The sequence below is a fragment of the Nocardioides cremeus genome (assembly GCF_030518195.1).
Taxonomy (GTDB): domain Bacteria; phylum Actinomycetota; class Actinomycetes; order Propionibacteriales; family Nocardioidaceae; genus Nocardioides; species Nocardioides cremeus.
The window spans coordinates 70,927-89,908 of record NZ_JAULSC010000013.1; the positions used below are offsets into that span (position 1 = coordinate 70,927).

Here is an 18,982-nt window from a genome sequence, read left to right on the forward strand (position 1 = left end):
AGTTCTAGGTTCCTCGTCCTTCTCAGGCGTTCGCCAGCTCGGCAGCCTTGTCGGCCGCACCGTCCATCGTCTCGACCAGCGTCACCAGGGGGTGGTTCTTCTCCCCGAGGATGCGGCGGCCCTCCTCGACGTTGTTGCCGTCGAGGCGCACGACGAGGGGCTTGGTGGCCTCGTCGCCCAGGATGTCGAGCGCACCCACGATGCCGTCGGCGACGGCGTCGCAGGAGGTGATGCCACCGAAGACGTTGACGAAGACGCTCTTGACCTGGGGGTCGTTGAGGATCACGTCGAGGCCGTTGGCCATCACGGTCGCGGACGCGCCGCCACCGATGTCGAGGAAGTTGGCGGGCTTGACGCCGCCGTGCTTCTCGCCGGCGTAGGCGACCACGTCGAGGGTCGACATGACCAGGCCCGCGCCGTTGCCGATGATGCCGACCTCGCCGTCGAGCTTGACGTAGTTGAGGCCCATGGCCTTGGCCTTGGCCTCGAGCGGGTCGGCGGCCTCCTTGTCCTCGAACTCGGCGTGGTCCTCGTGACGGAACTCGGCGTTCTCGTCGAGGGAGACCTTGCCGTCGAGGGCCTCGAGCTTGTCACCGGCCAGGCGGGCCAGCGGGTTGACCTCGACGAGGGTGGCGTCCTCCTCGACGAAGGTCTTCCACAGCCCGAGCACGGTCTGCACGGCCTGGTCGGTGAGCACCTCGGGGAAGCCGGCCTCGGCGACGATCTCGCGCGCCTTGGCCTCGTCGACGCCGGTGCCCGGGTCGATGGCGATCTGCTTGACGGCGTCGGGGTTGGTCTTGGCGACCTCCTCGATCTCCACACCACCCTCGACCGAGGCGATGCACAGGTAGCTGCGGTTCGCGCGGTCGAGCAGGAAGGAGAAGTAGTACTCCTCCTCGATGCTCGCGGCCGGCGCGATCAGCACCCGGTGGACCGTCAGGTCCTTGATCGTCATCCCCAGGATGTTCGACGCGTGCTCGAAGGCCTCGTCGGGGGTCTTGGCGAGCTTGACGCCGCCCGCCTTGCCGCGACCGCCGGCCTTGACCTGCGCCTTGACGACGACGACACCGAGCTTCTCGGCTGCCGCCCTCGCCTCCTCGGGGGTCTGGGCAACGATGCCCTCGGTCACCGGGACGTCGTGCTTGGCGAAGAGCTTCTTCGCCTGGAACTCCATCAGGTCCACTGATCCACCAGTTCTCTAGTCATCGCTAGTCATCGATTGCACTCAACGGTGCAGTCGGACACCTGCACCCTGGTTGTCTCCGCGGCACACTAGACCTCTTGACCCGCCCGGCACGAGGTCCGGCCCCGTCGACGTGACCGACGTCATGCGAGACACCGGTCCAGACCGCTGCACCGCACTGTGCCGCGCTCTACCGCGGGCGTGACCTCCTGCGGCCCCCCAGGTTGTCCCCAGGACGACGGATCCGGTTTCGTCCGCTGTCACCGATCCGTTACAGTTCACGACCGTTGCGCCCGATCACCCTTTCGGGTCGCAGATCCCCCCGATTCCGACAGATGCGGAGCCTTGACGCATGGGTCATCACCGAGCAGAGAGCCACGACTCCGGTCGCGGCCAGGCCGGGACCCTGCTGAGCGCCGAGCCCTACGTCGGCCGCCGCCGCGCGGTCCTCACCGAGCCTGCCGCGCCGGTCGAGACGGCCCCCGAGATGCCGTACGTCGGCCGTCGGCGCGCCGCCTCGCCGGTCGTCGACACGGGCACGATCGAGCGGGTCCTCGCCGACCTCGAGCCGGTCGACCACACGACGTCGTTCGAGACCGAGCAGACGATGTCGCTGCCGCTCGCGGCGCTGCGTGCCTCCGACATCCCCTCCCCCGCGCCGGCCGGCAAGCGCCGCGCCGTGCGCACCGCCCGTCCCTCCGTGCTGCGCCGACTGCCCTCGGCCCCCGTGCTGCTCGGCGTGGCCGCGCTGGCCGTCTCCGTCGGCGGGGTGCTGAGCACCACCGGTGGCGGCGACACCGAGCTGGCAGCCGCCGCTCCCGCCAAGGTGGCCGCTGCCGGCGCGCTGAGCGGCTCGCTGGGCCAGGACAGCGTGATCGCGGGCCGCGACTCGATCGTGACCCGTGACTCCTCCCGCGACGCCCTCGAGGACGCCGCCGGCGGCAAGCTGGCCGCCAAGGTCGAGCAGCAGGCCGAGCAGCGCAACGCCGAGCTCTCCAACCTCGCGGCCGCCGCCGAGAAGCACGCCAAGGTCCTGGAGAAGAACCTGTGGCAGCTCCCGATGACCGGTTACCGCCTGACCGCCGAGTACGGCGACTACGGCCTGTGGGCGAACTACCACACGGGCCTCGACTTCGCCGGCCCTGCGGGCACTCCGCTGGTGGCGGTCGCCAACGGCACCATCACCTCCGCCGGCTACGACGGCGCTTACGGCAACAAGACGGTGCTGACCCTCGAGGACGGCACCGAGATCTGGTACGCCCACCAGACCTCCATCAACGTCTCGGTCGGCGAGAGCGTGACTGCCGGCGAGACGATCGGCACCGTGGGCTCCACCGGCAACGTCACCGGGCCCCACCTGCACCTCGAGGTGCGCCCCGGTGGTGGCGACCCGGTGGACCCCTACGCGGCGCTCGTCGCCCGCGGCATCACCCCCTGACCCACGCCCCCGTAGGTCCAGCAGCGAGGGCCGAAGGCTCGAGCGACGCCGAGACCCCGCAACCACCCGGCGCACGGCGAGTGGTCACGGACGACATCCCCCGGGCCCCCTCACCTGTCGGGAATGACCACTCCGCGCCAGCGGCGTACCACCGCGAGCCGGCCGGTTCGAACCAGCCGGCTCGGCGAGCACGCCAGTCACCGGGTCTCGGCGACGCTCGACCAACGGCGGGGTGGGTCAGAGCTTCTCGACGGGGGCGTAGCGCAGCAGGAGGCGCTTGACGCCCTCGGAGCCGAAGTCGATGGAGGCGACCGACTTGTCGCCGGCACCCTCGACCGAGACGACGCTGCCCATGCCGAAGGAGTCGTGCAGCACCCGGTCGCCGGGCTCGAGGCTGGGGATCTCCTTGGCGGGCTTCTTGGCCTTGGCGGCGGCGTCGGCGCGGGCGGCGGCGGAGGAGAAGTTGCGGCGGCCGGCGGCGGTGGGGGCGCCGGTGCTGCCGCGCTGTCCCCCGCCCCACGAGCCGCTGACGTCGGGGCGCGACCAGCGGGTCTGCGCGGCCTCGGTGCGCTCCCAGTCGATCAGGTCGACCGGCAGCTCGTCGATGAAGCGTGAGGGCGGGTTGTGCGAGGGCGCGCCCCAGGCTGAGCGCACCAGCGCCCGCGACAGGTGCAGCCGCTCGCGGGCGCGGGTGATGCCGACGTAGGCCAGCCGGCGCTCCTCCTCGAGCTCGCTCTGGTCGCCCAGGGCGCGCGAGTGCGGGAAGACGCCGTCCTCGAGGCCGGTCAGGAAGACGACGGGGAACTCCAGGCCCTTGGCGGTGTGCAGGGTCATCAGGGTGACCACGCCGGTGCTGTCGGGGTCGTCGTCGGGGATCTGGTCGGCGTCGGCGACCAGCGCGACCCGCTCGAGGAAGTCGCCGAGGCCGACGGCCACGACCCCCTCCTCGATGTCGGCCGGGTCGACCGACGGCCCGGGCTGGGGGTCCTCGGCGAACTCGCGGGCCACGGCGACGAGCTCGGCGAGGTTCTCGAGCCGGGTGGCGTCCTGCGGGTCGTCGGAGTCCTCCAGCGCGGTCAGGTAGCCCGAGCGGGCCAGCACCGACTCGAGCACCACGTCGGGGCGCTCCCCCGCGTCGACCATCGACTGCAGCTCCTCGACCATGTCGACGAAGCCGCGGATCTGGGTCAGCGAGCGGGTCGCCAGGCCGGGCGCCTGCTCGGCGCGGCGCAGCGCCTCCCAGAACGTCAGGCCCTCCCCCTCGGCCAGGGCGTTGACGCAGGCCACCGCCCGGTCGCCGATGCCGCGCTTGGGGGTGTTGAGGATGCGCCGCAGCGAGACCTGGTCGGCGGGGTTGGCCAGCATCCGCAGGTAGGCCAGCGCGTCGCGGACCTCGCGGCGCTCGTAGAAGCGCACCCCACCCACGACCTTGTAGGGCTGGCCGGTGCGCATGAACACCTCCTCCAGCACCCGCGACTGGGCGTTGGTGCGGTAGAAGACCGCCACGTCGCCGGATCGCACACCGGCGTCGGTGAGCTTGTCGATGCGCTCGGAGATGAAGCGGGCCTCGTCGTGCTCGTCGTCGGCGACGTAGCCCACGATCCGCTCGCCCTCGCCGGCATCGGACCACAGCCGCTTGGGCTTGCGCCCGCGGTTGTTGCCGATCACGGCGTTGGCGGCGGTCAGGATGGTCTGGGTGGAGCGGTAGTTCTGCTCGAGCAGCACCGAGCTGGCATCGGGGAAGTCCTGCTCGAAGTCGAGGATGTTGCGGATGTTGGCGCCGCGGAAGGCGTAGATCGACTGGTCGGCGTCGCCGACGACCATCAGCTCGGCAGGCGCGACCCGCTCGGGGGCGCCGCCGCCCGCCAGCGGCTCCTCGAGCTGCTCGGCGCACAGCTGGTGGATGAGCGCGTACTGCGCGTGGTTGGTGTCCTGGTACTCGTCGACCAGCACGTGGCGGAAGCGGCGCCGGTAGGTCTCGCGCACGTCGGGGAAGGTCTGGAAGAGCCGCACCGTCGACATGATCAGGTCGTCGAAGTCGAGCGCGTTGGCCTCGCGCAGGCGGCGCTGGTAGAGCGCGTAGACCGACGCGTAGGTCTCCTCGAGCTTGTTGCGGGTCTCGGCGGCGACCTGCTCGGGGTCGCGCAGCTCGTTCTTCTGGTCCGAGACCCAGTGCAGCAGCGCGCCCGGCTGGTAGCGCTTGGGGTCGAGGTCGAGGTCGTTGCAGACCAGCGACATCAGCCGCTTCTGGTCGGCGGCGTCGTAGATCGAGAAGTTCGACTTCCAGCCCAGCTTGTCGGCCTCCTTGCGCAGGATGCGCACGCAGGCGGAGTGGAAGGTCGAGACCCACATGATGCGGGCGCGGCGGCCCACGAGGTCCTCGACCCGCTCCTTCATCTCGGCCGCGGCCTTGTTGGTGAAGGTGATGGCCAGCACCGAGCCGGGGTGGGCGCCGCGCTCGGAGATCAGCCAGGCGATGCGCCGGGTCAGCACCCGGGTCTTGCCCGAGCCGGCGCCGGCGACGACCAGCAGCGGGGCGCCTTCGTGCACGACGGCGGCGCGCTGGGGCTCGTTGAGCCCCTCCAGCAGCTGCTCGCGCGACGGGCCGCGGCGGGGGGTGCGGACCTCGGGTGCGGGCGCGGCGAACCCGAAGAGGTCGAGGGCGGGGTCGGAACCAGACGACGTACTCATGCTGGGTCCCACCCTACGAGCGAGCACCCCCGGCCTCGCAGTCCTCACCCGGCTCGACGAGCAGCCGCACCCCGGGGGCCAGCCGGTAGGGGCCGGTGAGCACCAGGGCACCCACCACGCGTCGTAGCCGCGAGACCTCGGCGCGCACGGTGACCTGGTGCTCGGCGTCGCCGTAGAGGACCCCGCTCAGCGCCGGTGCAGTGGTCCCCTGGGCGCCGGCGCGCGCCAGCGCGACCAGCAGGTCGGCGTGGCGCGGCGTGAGGACGGTGCGCCACCCGGCTCCCGCGCCACCGACCTCGAGCAGCGGACGCCGTCCACGGACCAGGCGCGCCTCCAGACGGCGTACGTCGCCGCCGGGGCGCACCAGCCAGCCGTCACCGAGCCGCTCGGGCAGGCAGATGCCCAGCCCGGGCACCGCCACCGGGCGGTCGGCGCGGGGTGCCTCGATGCGGTCGCGCCCGCCCATGCCGGCGTGGTGGGCCACCCAGCCGTCTTCGTCGACCACCAGGAACGGCCCGGGCTCGCCCTGCAGGAGCGGAGCGCTGCTGCGACGCAGGCGCTCGAGGTCGTCGTGGTGACGCCGCCACAGGCGGCTCTCCCCCAGCTTCACCGCGGTCTCCACGAGCGCGCCGATGGCGGGGTGCAGGGTCAGAGCCGGGCCGCTGACGTCGACGACGCCGAGCAGCACGCCGGTGCGCGGGTCGTGGACGGGCGCGGCCGTGCAGTACCAGGGGTGCTGCTGGGGCTCGAAGTGCTCTGCGGAGAAGAGCTGCACCGGCGCGTCCTCGGCCAGCGCCGTGCCGATCGCGTTGGTGCCGACGGCGGCCTCGGTCCACAGCGCCCCTTCGCTGAAGCCCAGCGAGTCGGCGCGCCGCCGCACTCCGGCCGCACCCTCGCGCCACAGGATCACGCCGTCGGCGTCGGTGACGACGATCAGGAAGTGCGAGGCGTCGGCGATGCTCCCGAGCACGGCATGCAGCTCGTCGACGACCAGGGCCAACCTGCTGCTGCGGCGCCGCCGCTCGACCTCGGCGAACGGCAGCGGGCTGCGAGCGTTCCGGCCGGCCGGGTCGAGGCCGGCATCGAGGACCCGCCGCCAGGACCGGGCCACCAGTGGCCGTGGCCGCTGCGGAGGGCGACCCCCGCCGATCACGGCGTCGTGGATGCGCAGCAGCTCACGGGCCCGCACCCCGAGGTCCGTCCCCGGGGCGATCGCCTCGAAGCCCGACATGGCGCCAGCCTAGGTCGCGGACGTGACGCGCACCACAGCGCGACGTCGGTCGCGGCCGTGCAACACGCTGCAACGGTGGCGTCACCGAGCCCGATGGGCGTGTGGTGGAGGTCACAGTCCGCCACAGCGGCGGCGGCACGGAAGGACGACGATGACGCAGACCCTGGAGCACCCCACCGGCACACCCGGCCCGGACCCCGCCCCGGCCGACCGGCGCGCGCGAGCTTGGTTCGCCGCGTTCGAGGACGCGCTGGCCCAGCGCGACACCCACCGCGCCGCGGGCATGTTCGCGGCCACCAGCTTCTGGCGCGACCTGGTCGCGTTCACCTGGAACATCACCACCGTCGAGGACCCCGCCGGCGTCGAGGACCTGCTGGAGTCGACGGTGGCCGGCGTCGAACCGAGCCGCTTCGAGCTGGCCGAGCCCGCCGAGGAGGCAGACGGCGTGGTGACCGCCTGGTTCACCTTCGAGACCGCCGTGGGCCGGGGCCGCGGTCTCGCCCGGCTGCGTGAGGAGGACGGCCAGGACCGTGCCTGGACGTTCCTGACCGCCCTGCACGAGCTCAAGGGCCACGAGGAGCCGCGGGGCACCCGTCGCGCCATGGGAGCCGAGCACGGAGCGGACCCCGACCGCACCACCTGGCTCGAGGCTCGCCGAGCCGAGGACGAGGCGATGGGCACGACGCTGCAGCCCTACGTGCTCGTCGTCGGCGGCGGCCAAGGCGGCATCGCGCTGGGCGCGCGGCTGCGCCAGCTGGGTGTGCCGGCCCTGGTGATCGACAAGCACGAGCGCCCCGGCGACCAGTGGCGCCACCGCTACAAGTCGCTGTGCCTGCACGACCCGGTCTGGTACGACCACCTGCCCTACCTGAAGTTCCCCGACAACTGGCCGGTCTTCGCCCCCAAGGACAAGATCGGCGACTGGCTGGAGATGTACACCCGGGTGATGGAGGTGCCGTACTGGTCCTCCACCACGGCCACCTCCGCGTCGTACGACGAGCAGGCCGGCGGGTGGAGCGTCGAGATCGAGCGCGACGGCAGCCCGGTCACGCTGCGGCCCACGCACCTGGTGATGGCCACCGGCATGTCCGGCAAGCCCAACGTCCCCGTGGTCCCGGGCCAGGACGTCTTCCGCGGCGAGCAGCACCACTCCTCGGCGCACCCCGGCCCCGACGCGTACGCCGGCAAGCGGTGCGTGGTGATCGGCTCCAACAACTCGGCCTTCGACATCTGCGGCGCGCTGTGGGAGCACGGTGCCGACGTCACCATGGTGCAGCGCTCCTCGACCCACATCGTCAAGAGCGCCAGCCTGATGGAGCACGGGCTGGGCGACCTCTACTCCGAGAGGGCCCTGGAGGCCGGGATGACCACGGAGAAGGCCGACCTGGTCTTCGCCTCGCTGCCCTACCGGATCATGCACGAGTTCCAGATCCCGGCCTACGAGAAGATGGCCGAGGTCGACGCCGACTTCTACGAGCGGCTCGAGAAGGCCGGCTTCCGGCACGACTGGGGCGACGACGGCTCGGGCCTGTTCATGAAGTACCTGCGCCGCGGCTCGGGCTACTACATCGACGTGGGCTCGGCCGAGCTGGTCGCCGACGGCGAGGTGAAGCTGGCGCACGGCCAGGTCGACCACCTCACCGAGGACACCGTGGTGCTCGAGGACGGCACCGAGCTGCCGGCCGACCTCGTCGTCTACGCCACCGGCTACGGCTCGATGAACGGCTGGGCCGCCGACCTGATCAGCCAGGAGGTCGCCGACCGGGTCGGCAAGGTGTGGGGGCTGGGCTCCGACACCACGAAGGACCCCGGCCCGTGGGAGGGCGAGCAGCGCAACATGTGGAAGCCCACGCAGCAGCCGCACCTGTGGTTCCACGGCGGCAACCTGCACCAGTCACGGCACTACTCGCTCTACCTGGCCCTGCAGCTCAAGGCCCGGCATGCCGGGCTCGACACCCCGACCTACCACCTGCAGGAGGTGCACCACCTCTGCTGATCGGCCCGGCGCCGACGCCCCCGGACCCGAGGTCCGGGGGCGTCGGTGCGCGAGGCCGTCGCGGCGGCTACAGCCCGGCCCCGTCGGCGCGGCGCAGGAACTCCAGGTGCCGCTCGTACTGGTCGAGCACGTCGTCGATGAGCTGGGTCTGGGTGTAGCCCATCACGTCGTAGTCCTGGCCGCCGTCGCGCAGGTGCACCTCGAGGCGGCAGTAGACGTCGTTGCCGCGCGGCGCCCACCCGCCGTACGCCGGGATCGGCACCGTGCGCCGCTGCACCTTGTAGTGGAACGCCAGCTCGGCGCCCACGTCGGCGGTCAGCTCGATCGCGCCCTCGCCGTGCTCGTCGACGACCGAGACCACCTCGGCGCCCACGCCCTGCTCGCGCAGCTCCTCGGCGACCTCCTCGAGCGCCGGCACGACCACCGAGGAGACGAACTCCTCGACGCGCTCCCCGCTCGGGAAGGTCATCACCCTGCGCATCCGGGCCTGCCACGGCACGTGGCGCCGGGGGTCGGGAGCGGTGGTGCGGCTCGAGAGCGCGCCCGGCAGCGCCGAGCGGCGGCTGTCGACCATGTGGCCCTCGACGGCCAGCGCCCGGTAGAGGCCCCACATCACCACGATCATCACGAACGCGAAGGGCAGGCCGACGATGACGGTGGCGTACTGCAGGGCGTAGATGTTGCCCGCGGCCAGGATGGCCAGCGTCAGCGCGCCGGTGACGACGGCCCAGAACACCCGCAGGCCCGAGGTGGCGTCGTCGTTGACGGTGCGCAGCCGCGAGGTCAGGTTGCCCATCACCAGCGCCCCGGAGTCGGCCGAGGTCACGTAGAAGAGCAGGCCGACCAGGATCGCCAGCGAGGCGACCACCGGGAAGGCGGGGTACTCCTGCAGCAGCGACCACAGCCCCTCCGAGGGGTCGACGGCCTCGGCCGCCGCCTCGGCGAAGTCGGTGTTGCCGCTGCGGATCTCGCCGATCGCGGCGTTGCCGAAGATCGTCACCCACATCAGGATGTAGCTGAACGGGATGATCATGGTGCCGGCCACGAACTGCTTGATCGTGCGACCGCGCGAGATCCGGGCCAGGAACAGCCCGACGAAGGCGGCCCAGGCGATCCACCAGGCCCAGAAGAACAGCGTCCAGAAGCTCATCCAGTCGCCGGTGTCCTCGTAGGCGAAGGTCTGCATCGTCATGTCGGGGAAGAGCCGGGCGTAGTCGCCGACGTTGAGCACCAGCGCGTTGAGCAGGTACGCCGTGCGGCCGGTGACCAGCACGAAGACGGCCAGCAGGATCGCGAGGAGCACGTTGAGCTGGGAGATCCGCTTGATGCCCTTCTCGATGCCGCTGACGGCCGAGACCGTGGCGATCGCGACCGCCAGCACGATCAGGGCGGTCTGGGTGGCCAGGCCCTGCGGGATGCCGAAGACCACGTTGAGGCCGACGTTGAGGCTGACCACGCCGATGCCCAGCGAGGTGGCGACACCGAAGATGGTGCCGATCACCGCGGCGGTGTCGACGGTGTGCCCGATCGGCCCGTCGACCCGCTTGCCGACCAGCGGGAACAGCGCCGAGCGCACCGCCAGCGGCAGGTGCATCCGGTAGGCGAAGTAGGCCAGCGCCATGCCCATCAGCGCGTACATGCCCCACCCGGAGATCCCGTAGTGGAACAGGGTCCACACGGTCGCCTCGCGCGCGGCGGTCACGGTCCCGCCCTCGATGGAGGGCGGGGTCAGGTACTGGGTGACCGGCTCGTAGACCGCGAAGAACATCAGGTCGGTGCCGATGCCGGCGGCGAACAGCATCGCCGCCCAGGCGCCGGTGGAGAACTCCGGCTTGGAGTGCTCCGGGCCCAGCCGCACCGAGCCGTAGCGCGAGAACCCCAGGTAGATGACGAAGACCAGCACCGCGGTCGTCAGGGCGATGTAGAACCAGCCGAACCAGGTGGAGACCCAGGCCACGACGCTCTCGAGGGTGCTCAGCGCGTGCTCGGGCGCGGCGACGCACCACACGGTCACCGCGAGCGCTATGACGGCCGAGGGCACGAAGACCGGCAGGTTGATGCGGGCCGGCGGCTCCCCCGACGGGTCGGGGTCGACGTGCCCGGCGGGCCCGGCGGGGCCGGTGGTGTCGGTGCTCATCGCTGGCCTCCCATGGTCCCGGCGGGCTGGCTGCTGCCCTTGACGGTGCCGGGCGCCGCGTCGTTGCGCGGGTCGCCCTCGGGGTAGAGCGGCATGCCCGCCCCGTGCTTGTAGTAGGGCACGTCGAGCGGGGCGAGCGGCTCGTTGCCGGCGATCAGGTCGGCGGCCTTCTCGGCCAGCATCATCACCGGCGCGTAGATGTTGCCGTTGGTCACGAAGGGCATCACCGAGGCGTCGACGACGCGCAGCCCCTCGACGCCGTGCACCCGCATCGTGGCCGGGTCGACGACCGACATGTCGTCGGTGCCCATCTTGGCGGTGCACGAGGGGTGCAGCGCGGTCTCGGCGTCCTCGGCGACCCAGTCGAGGATCTCCTGGTCGGTGCTCACCGAGGGCCCGGGTGAGATCTCACCGGCCGAGAACGGCGCGAAGGCCGGCTGCTCGAGGATGTGCCGCGCCGCGCGCACCATCTCGATCCACTCCTGGCGGTCGCGCTCGGTGGAGAGGTAGTTGAACTGCAGCGCCGGGTGCTCCATCGGGTCGCGGCTCTTGATCCGCAGGGTGCCGCGCACGTCGGAGTACATCGGGCCGATGTGCACCTGGTAGCCGTGCTCGGCGGCCGGCTGCGAGCCGTCGTACCGGATCGCGATCGGCAGGAAGTGGAACATCAGGTTGGGGTAGGCGACCTCGTCGTTGCTGCGGATGAAGCCGCCGGCCTCGAAGTGGTTGGAGGCCCCGACGCCCTTGCGGCCGAAGAGCCACTCGGCGCCGATGCGCGGCTTGTGGCGGTGCTTGAGCCACGGCGCGATCGAGACGGGCTGCTTGGCGGCGTGCTGGATGTAGACCTCGAGGTGGTCCTGCATGTTCTCGCCCACCCCGGGCAGGTCGGCGAGCACGTCGATGCCGAGCGAGCGCAGGTGCTCGGCCGGACCGATGCCGCTCAGCTGCAGCAGCTGCGGGGAGTTGATCGCGCCGCCACAGAGGATCACCTCGCCGGCCTCGACGCTGCGCTGGAGCCGGCCGCCGCGCACGTAGTCGACGCCGGTGACGCGCGTGCCCTGGGTGCGCAGCCCGGTGACCATGGCCAGGGTCTGCACGTCGAGGTTCTTGCGGTTCATCACCGGGTGCAGGTAGGCCTGGCTGGCGCTCAGGCGGCGCCCTCGGTGCACGTTGCGGTCGAACTTGGCGAAGCCCTCCTGCCGGTAGCCGTTGACGTCGTCGGTCAACGGGTGCCCGGCCTGCTGCACGGCCTCGAAGAACGCACCGAAGAGGGGCGAGCTGGCCGGGCCGCGCTCGAGCACCAGCGGGCCGGAGCCGCCGCGCCAGGCGTCGGCGCCGGCGGTGCAGGTCTCCATCCGCTTGAAGTAGGGCAGGCAGTGGGCGTAGTCCCACTGCTCCATCCCGGCCTCGGCCGCCCAGCGCTCGTAGTCGGAGGGGTTGCCGCGCTGGAAGATCATCCCGTTGATCGAGGACGAACCACCGAGCACCTTGCCGCGGGCGTGGTAGACCCGGCGCCCGCCCATGTGCGGCTCGGGCTCCGACTCGTACTTCCAGTCGTAGAACCGGTTGCCGATCGGGTAGGGCAGCGCGGCCGGCATGTGGATGAACGGGTCGAGCTTGGTGTCGTTGCGCCCGGCCTCGAGCACCAGCACGCTGGTGGAGGGGTCGGCCGAGAGCCGGTTGGCCAGCGCCGATCCCGCCGAGCCGCCGCCGACGATGACGTAGTCGTACCTCTTGTTGCTCACGCCTGGATGTCCTCTCGGTCGTCGGAGAACCAGTCGGCACGAGCCGGCCGGGTGTTGTGCCAGATGTGCTTGGTCTCGCGGTACTCCTCGAGGCCGGCGATGCCGAGCTCGCGCCCGGTGCCGCTCTGCTTGTAGCCGCCCCACTCGGCCTGCGCCACGTAGGGGTGGTAGTCGTTGATCCAGATCGTGCCGTGCCGCAGCCGCGCCGCGACCCGCTGGGCGCGGCCGGCGTCGCTGGTCCACACCGCGCCGGCCAGGCCGTAGACGGTGTCGTTGGCGATCGAGACCGCGGCCTCCTCGAGCGCGTCGGCGTCGCCGCCGGTGAAGCGCTCCACGGTCAGCACCGGCCCGAAGCTCTCCTCCTGCACGCACGACATGTCGGCGGAGCAGTCGTCGAGGATGGTGGGCAGGTAGTAGAACCCGTCGTCGTACGCCGCCCCCTCGGGCCGGGCGCCGCCGACGCGCAGCGTGGCGCCCTCGGCGAGGCCGGCCGCCACGTAGGCCTCGACCTTCTCGCGGTGGGCGGCGCTGATCAGCGGGCCGGTCTCGGCCTCGTCGTCGAAGGGCCCACCGAGGCGGATCCGCCCCGCGCGGCGCACCAGCTCGTCGACGACCCGGTCGTGGACGGTGTCCTCCACCACCAGCCGGGCACCGGCCGAGCAGACCTGGCCGGAGTCGAGGAAGACCGCGGTGAGGGCGTTGTCGATCGCCGCGTCGAGGTCGGCGTCGGCGAAGACGATGTTGGGGTTCTTGCCGCCGAGCTCGAGCGCGACCTTCTTGACCGTCGGCGCGGCCGAGGCCATGATCCGGCGCCCGGTGACGACGCCGCCGGTGAAGGAGACCAGGTCGACCTCGGGGGCCTCGGTCAGGGTGGGCCCGACCCGGTCGCCGGCGCCGAGCACCAGGTTGGCCACGCCGTCGGGGAGGCCCACGTCGCTCAGCGCCCGGACCAGCCAGATGGCGGTCGAGGGGGTCAGCTCGCTGGGCTTGAGGACGAAGGTGTTGCCGGCCGCCAGGCATGGCGCGACCTTCCACGAGGTCTGCAGCAGCGGGTAGTTCCACGGCGTGATGAGCGAGCAGACGCCGATCGGCTCGTGCACGACCCGGCTGACCACGTCGGGCATGCCGGTGTCGACGACCCGGCCGGCCTCGGCCTGGGCCAGCGCGGCGAAGTGGCGGAAGACGGAGACGATGTCGTCGACGTCGATCTGCGACTCGACGAAGCGCTTGCCGGTGTCGAGGGACTCCAGCCGCGCGACCTCGTCCTTGTCGGCCTCCAGCCGGTCGGCCAGGCGGTGCAGCAGCGCGGCCCGCTCGGGGGCGGGCGTGCCGGGCCAGGGGCCGTTGTCGAAGGCGCTGCGGGCGGCGACGACCGCCGCGACCGCGTCCTTCTCCCCGCCTTCGGAGACGGTCACCACGTGGCGGCCGTCGGCGGGGCAGTGGATGTCACGGGTGGCGCCGTCAGCGGCGTCGCACCAGGTTCCGTCGATGAACAGGTCGGGCACGGCACTCCTCGGGGGTTCGGCGCCTCAGGGGATCCCAGCAGTGACCTCGAGTCGAACCAGTTCCCACCCGTGGCGCGTCGCACCGCCGACGCCGGGGAGCAGGGGCGCCCCACAGGAGGGTCCCGAGGTCTTCGAACCTGCCGGACCCTACGGCTCCCGACCTCACCCCAAGGGAGGTGGTTCGGCTCAGACGTGCGCGGTGGACCAGAAGATCGCCACGGCCACGTTGAGCACGCTGAGCCCCAGCACCCCGGCCCACAGCGCCTGCGAGACCTGCTCCTTCTTCACGTTGGCCATGACCAGCCCGAGCACCGCCAGCCCGACGAGGAGCTTGACCGCGATCTTGGCGTGGTCGACGTCGGCGTCGCCGGCCTCGAGCACCCCGACCAGGGCGAGCCCCGCGACGAAGGCGGTGCCGGCGCCGTCGCGCATCGCGGCGTTGACGCGCTTGGGGCCGGGTCCGGCCTGGGCCAGGGCGCCGCCGATGAGCGCGGCGAAGCCGAGGACGTGCACGAACAGCAGGATCAGTCGAAGGGTGTCCACGCCGGTGATCCTAGGCGTCGCCCAGCGTGCGCGAACGCTGGTCCCGGCCCAGCTCGCCGTAGGGGTAGTCGGCCGCGTGCAGGTCGCTGGCGCTGTCGAGCAGCGCGGTGGCGTCGTCGTCGAGCACGACGTCGATCGAGGCGAGGTTGGCGCGCAGCTGCTCGGTGGTGCGCGCCCCCAGGATCGTCGAGCTGACGCCGGGGCGCTCGCGCAGCCAGGCCAGGGCCACCTGCGACGGCGAGGCGCCCGTCTCGTCGGCCACGCGGCGTACGGCGTCGACGATGGTCCAGGTGCGCTCGGTGCCGCGACGCTCCCACGCCTCCATGCCGCGACCGGGGTCCTCGCCCAGCCGGGTCGCGCCCGTGGGCCGCTCGTCGCGGGTGTACTTGCCGGTGAGCCAGCCGCCGGCGAGCGGGCCCCACGGCAGCATCCCCATGCCGGCGTCGAGCACGGCGGGCACGATCTCCCACTCCACCTCGCGCGCGACCAGGTTGTACTGCGGCTGCAGGGTGACCGGCTCGGCGAGGCCCAGGCGGCGGGCGGTGTGCACGGCCTTGGTCAGCTGCCACCCGGTGAAGTTGGAGAGGCCGTAGTAGCCGATGCGCCCCGAGCGCACGAAGCCGTCGAGCGTGCGCAGGGTCTCCTCCAGCGGCGTGACCGGGTCCCAGGCGTGCACCTGGTAGAGGTCGACCGCCTCCACCCCGAGCCGGCGCAGCGAGGCGTCGAGGGCCCGGGTCAGGTGGCGCGTCGAGGCGCCGCCGCCCTGCGGGTCGGCGCCCATCGGGAAGCGGGCCTTGGTGGCCAGCACCACCCGGTCGGTGACGTCGGCCGGGCGGTCGGCCAGCCAGCGGCCGATGATCTCCTCGGAGATGCCCGCGGTGTAGACGTCGGCGGTGTCGACGAGGGTGCCGCCGGCCTCGACGAAGACGTCGAGCTGCTCGTGGGAGCCGGCCTCGTCGGTCTCGGCGCCGAAGGTCATCGTGCCGAGGCAGAGGCGGGAGACGGCGCAGCCGCTGTGTCCGAGAGTGGTGTATCGCATGGGTCCGATCCTCCCCCATCCCTCAAAGCAGGCGACGGTCGGTGGCCCACCGGGTCAGCTCGTGGCGCGAGGAGAGCTGCAGCTTGCGCAGCACGCTCGACATGTGGGTCTCGACCGTCTTGACCGAGATGAAGAGCTCGCCGGCGACCTCGCGGTAGGAGTAGCCGCGCGCGATCAGGCGCATCACCTCGCGCTCGCGCTCGGTGAGCCGGTCGAGGTCCTCGTCGACCTCCGCGACCGCGAACGTGCCGGCGAAGGCGTCGAGGACGAAGCCCGCCAGCCGCGGCGAGAAGACCGCGTCGCCGTCGGCCACGCGGCGTACGGCGTCGACGAGCTCGGGGCCGGTGATCGTCTTGGTGACGTAGCCGCGGGCGCCGCCGCGGATGGTGCCGATGACGTCCTCGGCGGCGTCGCTGACCGACAGCGCGAGGTAGCGGGTCGTGCCGGTGCGGTCGCGGCGCATCACCTCGACCCCGCCGCCGCCGGGCAGGTGCACGTCGAGGAGCACCACGTCGGGGGCGTGCTCGGCGACCGCGCGCACCGCCTCGTCGACGTCGGCGGCCTCGGCGACCACCTCGACGACACCGGCCCCGACCGCGGCGAGCTCGGCGCGCACCCCGGAGCGGAACATCGCGTGGTCGTCGACCACGACGACGCTGGTCGGGGCGTCGCTCGGGCGGGCTGTGCTCACTGTTCCTCCTGGGACGGGCGGTCGGGACGGGGCAGGCGCAGGCGCACCTCGGTGCCGGCGCCGGGGGCCGTGCGCACCTCGGCGGTGCCGCCGTGGCGGCTCATCCGGTCGAGGATGCTGCGGCGCACGCCGTAGCGGTCGGCGGGCACGGCCTCGAGGTCGAAGCCGCGACCGCGGTCGCGCACGAAGACCTCGACGGCCTCGTCGTCGATCTCGGCGTAGACGTCGATGCGCGGCACCCCGGCGTGCCGGGCGGCGTTGGCCAGGGCCTCGCCGGTGGCGGCGACGACCGGGCGCAGCGCCTCGTCGAGCGGGGCGTCACCGACCGCGACCACGTCGACGGCCACGCCGTGGGTGTCCTCGACGCTCGCGGCGGCGGCGCGCAGCGCGCTGGCCACGCTGCTCTCGTCGACCGCCTCCTCGCTGTAGAGCCAGGCGCGCAGGTCGCGCTCCTGGCTGCGGGCCAGCCGGGCAACGGTGGGGCCGTCGTCGGCGGAGCGCTGGATCAGCGCGAGGGTCTGCAGCACCGAGTCGTGCAGGTGGGCGGCGACGTCGGCGCGCTCCTGGCTGCGCACCCGCTCCTCGCGCTCCGCGGTCAGGTCGGAGGCCAGCCGGTAGAACCACGGCCCGACCACGACCCCGATGCCGGCGACGCCGACCAGGGTGGCCAGCACCAGGTCGCCGGCGGCCGCGGCGCCGCCGTCGCGCAGGAAGACCAGCCCGAGGGCGGTGACCACGAGCAGCGCCCCGGCCACCACCCGTGCGTACGACGCCCAGCCGCCCGCACCGAAGACGGCCCGCACCGGGTCGATGCGCCCGGTGGTGTCGAGCCAGCGCTCGCGCTGCGCCTCGTCGGCCTGTCGCCACAGCAGCGCGACGCCGACCAGGCCGATCGCCACCGGCCAGAACACGACGCCCTGGCCCAGCACCGCCTCGACCGCGAGCAGCAGCCCGAGGGCCAGCGCACCCAGCGCGACCACCTGGCCCACGTCACCGAGCCGGCGGGCCCGGCCGGGCCGGCGCCCGTCGCGGGTGGCGCCCTCGAGCCCGGGCGCGCTGCGCTCGAACCCGGCGTCGGTCGGCAGCACCAGCCACAGACCGGCGTACAGCACGATGCCGAGCCCGCCGGCCGCGGCGCCGACCAGGAACGCCACCCGCACCCAGAGCACCGGCACGCCGAGGTGGCGTGCGAGACCGCCGGCGACACCGCCGAGCACGGGGGCGTGCGCGTCGCGGTAGGCCCTGCGCGGCGGGAGCTCGGTGGTGGTCATCAGGGCTCCATCGTCGCACCGCCCCGCGGGCACGGACCATGAGGAGGAACCCTGGGATCGCGGCCGCCCGGACCGGGGAGGACCAGGGTGTTCCCCGATGGTGGCGGCGCCTGCCCGGGGCCAGGCTGGAGCCATGACCACCACACCGCCCGAGGCGCCCCAGGGCCCCGACCCCCGTGAGGCCCCCGACGCGCAGGGCCCGCGCGTGAGCGCCGCCGAGGCCCGCGACCTCTCCCGGCTGCGCCGCTCCTCGACCGACCGCCACGTCGCCGGCGTCGCCGGCGGCCTGGGCCGCCACCTCGACGTCGACCCGGTGGTCCTGCGGGTCGCCTTCGTGGTCCTCGCCTTCTTCGGCGGCGCCGGCCTGCTGCTGTACGCCGCCGGATGGCTCTTCGTGCCCCGCGACGACACCGGCGAGGCGACGATCGACCTCGACGCCAGGAACCGCAACGTGGTGCTGGTGCTGGTCGGCGTGGTCGCCGCCCTGGCGCTGCTCGGTGACGTGGCGGGCGGTGACTGGTGGTTCCCGTGGCCGCTGGTGCTGGTGGGCCTGTTCGTCGCCTGGCTGCTCTCGCGTCGCGACGCGCGCCGCGGCGAGCCGCCCGCGGCAGCGGCCGAGGGCACACCCGTGCTGCCGCCCCCGACGCGCTCCCCGCGCCGCCGCGGACCGCGGCTCTTCCTCTTCACCCTGGCGCTGGTCGCCCTGGCGATCGGCATCCTCGCCACGGTCGACCTGGCCGGCGCGCAGGTGGCCGCCGCGGCCTACCCGGCGCTCGCGCTGGCACTGGTGGGTGCGGTGCTGGTCGTCGGTGCGTTCTTCGGCCGCGCCGGCGGGCTCATCCTGGTCGGGCTGCTCCTGCTGCCCGTGCTGGGGATCGCCTCGGCCGCCGACCACCACGAGGGCGAGGAACTCCTGCGGGTGCCGACGTCGGCCGACGCCCTGGCCGAGGGATACCGGATCGACGCCGGGGAGATGGTCATCGACCTGACCTCGGTGGCCGACCTCGACCGGCTCGACGGCCGCACCCTGACCCTGGAGGCCGACCTCGGCCGGATCGAGGTCCTGGTGCCCGCGGGCCTCGAGGTGGTCGCCAGCGGCGTGGTCTCGGCCGGCCACATCGACCTCTTCGGCGACGAGACCGGCGGCATCGACACGGCCCTGCGCCGCACCAGCCCCGGCCGGGACGGCGACGCGCCCCGCCTGACCATCGACGCCGAGGTCGGCCTCGGCGAGATCGAGATGAGGACCCCGTGAGCGAGCACGAGACCGAGCACGAGAGCGCGACCGGGACGGGCTTCTGGGCCGACGGCCGGCACGCCGTCAACGTGGGGCAGCTGGTGATGGGCCTGGCGTTCCTGGGCCTGGCCGCGATCTGGGCGGTGCTGGCCGCCGATGTCCTCGACGGCGACGCGCTGCGCTGGCTGCTGCCGATGCCGTGGCTGGTCGCCGGCGCGGCCGGGCTGCTGGCCACCACCATGGGCGCGGCCCGGCGCCGTGGCGGAAGCCGCTGA

Annotated in this window: 14 protein-coding genes; 4 read left to right on the forward strand and 10 right to left on the reverse strand. The window is 72.8% G+C overall.

What is annotated here, in order from left to right:
* Positions 1-22 precede the first annotated feature (22 nt).
* Complete coding sequence (gene sucC / locus QWJ41_RS13445; protein WP_302708921.1) at positions 23-1,183, reverse strand: ADP-forming succinate--CoA ligase subunit beta; 1,161 nt, start codon at positions 1,181-1,183, stop codon at positions 23-25.
* A gap of 352 nt (positions 1,184-1,535) precedes the next feature.
* Between sucC and QWJ41_RS13450 the strand changes: the two genes are divergently transcribed.
* Complete coding sequence (locus tag QWJ41_RS13450; RefSeq protein ID WP_302708922.1) at positions 1,536-2,621, forward strand: M23 family metallopeptidase; 1,086 nt, start codon at positions 1,536-1,538, stop codon at positions 2,619-2,621.
* Positions 2,622-2,858: 237 nt separating this feature from the next.
* On the opposite strand, the gene pcrA is transcribed toward QWJ41_RS13450, so the two are convergent.
* Together pcrA and QWJ41_RS13460 are read right to left on the reverse strand one after the other, a co-directional pair.
* Entirely contained in the window at positions 2,859-5,312 is a 2,454-nt protein-coding gene (gene pcrA / locus QWJ41_RS13455) for a DNA helicase PcrA (RefSeq protein ID WP_302708923.1), read from the reverse strand.
* Positions 5,313-5,325: 13 nt separating this feature from the next.
* Entirely contained in the window at positions 5,326-6,543 is a 1,218-nt protein-coding gene (locus QWJ41_RS13460; RefSeq protein WP_302708924.1) for a sigma-54-dependent transcriptional regulator family protein, read from the reverse strand.
* Between the two features lie 151 nt (positions 6,544-6,694).
* On the opposite strand from QWJ41_RS13460, the gene QWJ41_RS13465 reads away from it, so the two are divergent.
* Positions 6,695-8,539: a flavin-containing monooxygenase gene (locus QWJ41_RS13465; RefSeq protein WP_302708925.1), complete on the forward strand. Its 1,845-nt coding sequence runs from the start codon at positions 6,695-6,697 to the stop codon at positions 8,537-8,539.
* A 67-nt stretch (positions 8,540-8,606) separates the two neighbouring features.
* On the opposite strand, the gene betT is transcribed toward QWJ41_RS13465, so the two are convergent.
* The 7 genes from betT to QWJ41_RS13500 form a co-directional block, all read right to left on the reverse strand.
* Positions 8,607-10,676: a choline BCCT transporter BetT gene (gene betT / locus QWJ41_RS13470; RefSeq protein ID WP_302708926.1), complete on the reverse strand. Its 2,070-nt coding sequence runs from the start codon at positions 10,674-10,676 to the stop codon at positions 8,607-8,609.
* A complete protein-coding gene (gene betA / locus QWJ41_RS13475) occupies positions 10,673-12,421 on the reverse strand; it encodes a choline dehydrogenase (RefSeq protein ID WP_302708927.1) in 1,749 nt (582 codons plus the stop codon). The genes betT and betA overlap by 4 nt, the downstream gene beginning before the upstream one ends.
* A complete protein-coding gene (locus QWJ41_RS13480; protein ID WP_302708928.1) occupies positions 12,418-13,926 on the reverse strand; it encodes an aldehyde dehydrogenase family protein in 1,509 nt (502 codons plus the stop codon). The genes betA and QWJ41_RS13480 overlap by 4 nt, the downstream gene beginning before the upstream one ends.
* A 186-nt stretch (positions 13,927-14,112) precedes the next feature.
* Positions 14,113-14,469 (reverse strand): hypothetical protein, encoded by a 357-nt coding sequence (locus QWJ41_RS13485; protein ID WP_302708929.1) that lies wholly within the window; start codon positions 14,467-14,469, stop codon positions 14,113-14,115.
* A gap of 10 nt (positions 14,470-14,479) precedes the next feature.
* Entirely contained in the window at positions 14,480-15,508 is a 1,029-nt protein-coding gene (locus QWJ41_RS13490) for an aldo/keto reductase (protein WP_302708930.1), read from the reverse strand.
* Positions 15,509-15,530: 22 nt separating this feature from the next.
* A complete protein-coding gene (locus QWJ41_RS13495) occupies positions 15,531-16,199 on the reverse strand; it encodes a LuxR C-terminal-related transcriptional regulator (protein ID WP_302708931.1) in 669 nt (222 codons plus the stop codon).
* On the reverse strand, positions 16,196-17,470 hold the full coding sequence (locus QWJ41_RS13500) for an ATP-binding protein (protein WP_302708932.1): 1,275 nt from the start codon (positions 17,468-17,470) through the stop codon (positions 16,196-16,198). Before QWJ41_RS13500 ends, QWJ41_RS13495 begins: the two co-directional genes overlap by 4 nt.
* 133 nt (positions 17,471-17,603) lie before the next feature.
* Here QWJ41_RS13500 and QWJ41_RS13505 point away from each other — a divergent pair, with 133 nt between their 5' ends.
* Together QWJ41_RS13505 and QWJ41_RS13510 are read left to right on the forward strand one after the other, a co-directional pair.
* Entirely contained in the window at positions 17,604-18,725 is a 1,122-nt protein-coding gene (locus QWJ41_RS13505; protein ID WP_302708933.1) for a PspC domain-containing protein, read from the forward strand.
* Positions 18,722-18,982: a hypothetical protein gene (locus QWJ41_RS13510; protein ID WP_302708934.1), complete on the forward strand. Its 261-nt coding sequence runs from the start codon at positions 18,722-18,724 to the stop codon at positions 18,980-18,982. Before QWJ41_RS13505 ends, QWJ41_RS13510 begins: the two co-directional genes overlap by 4 nt.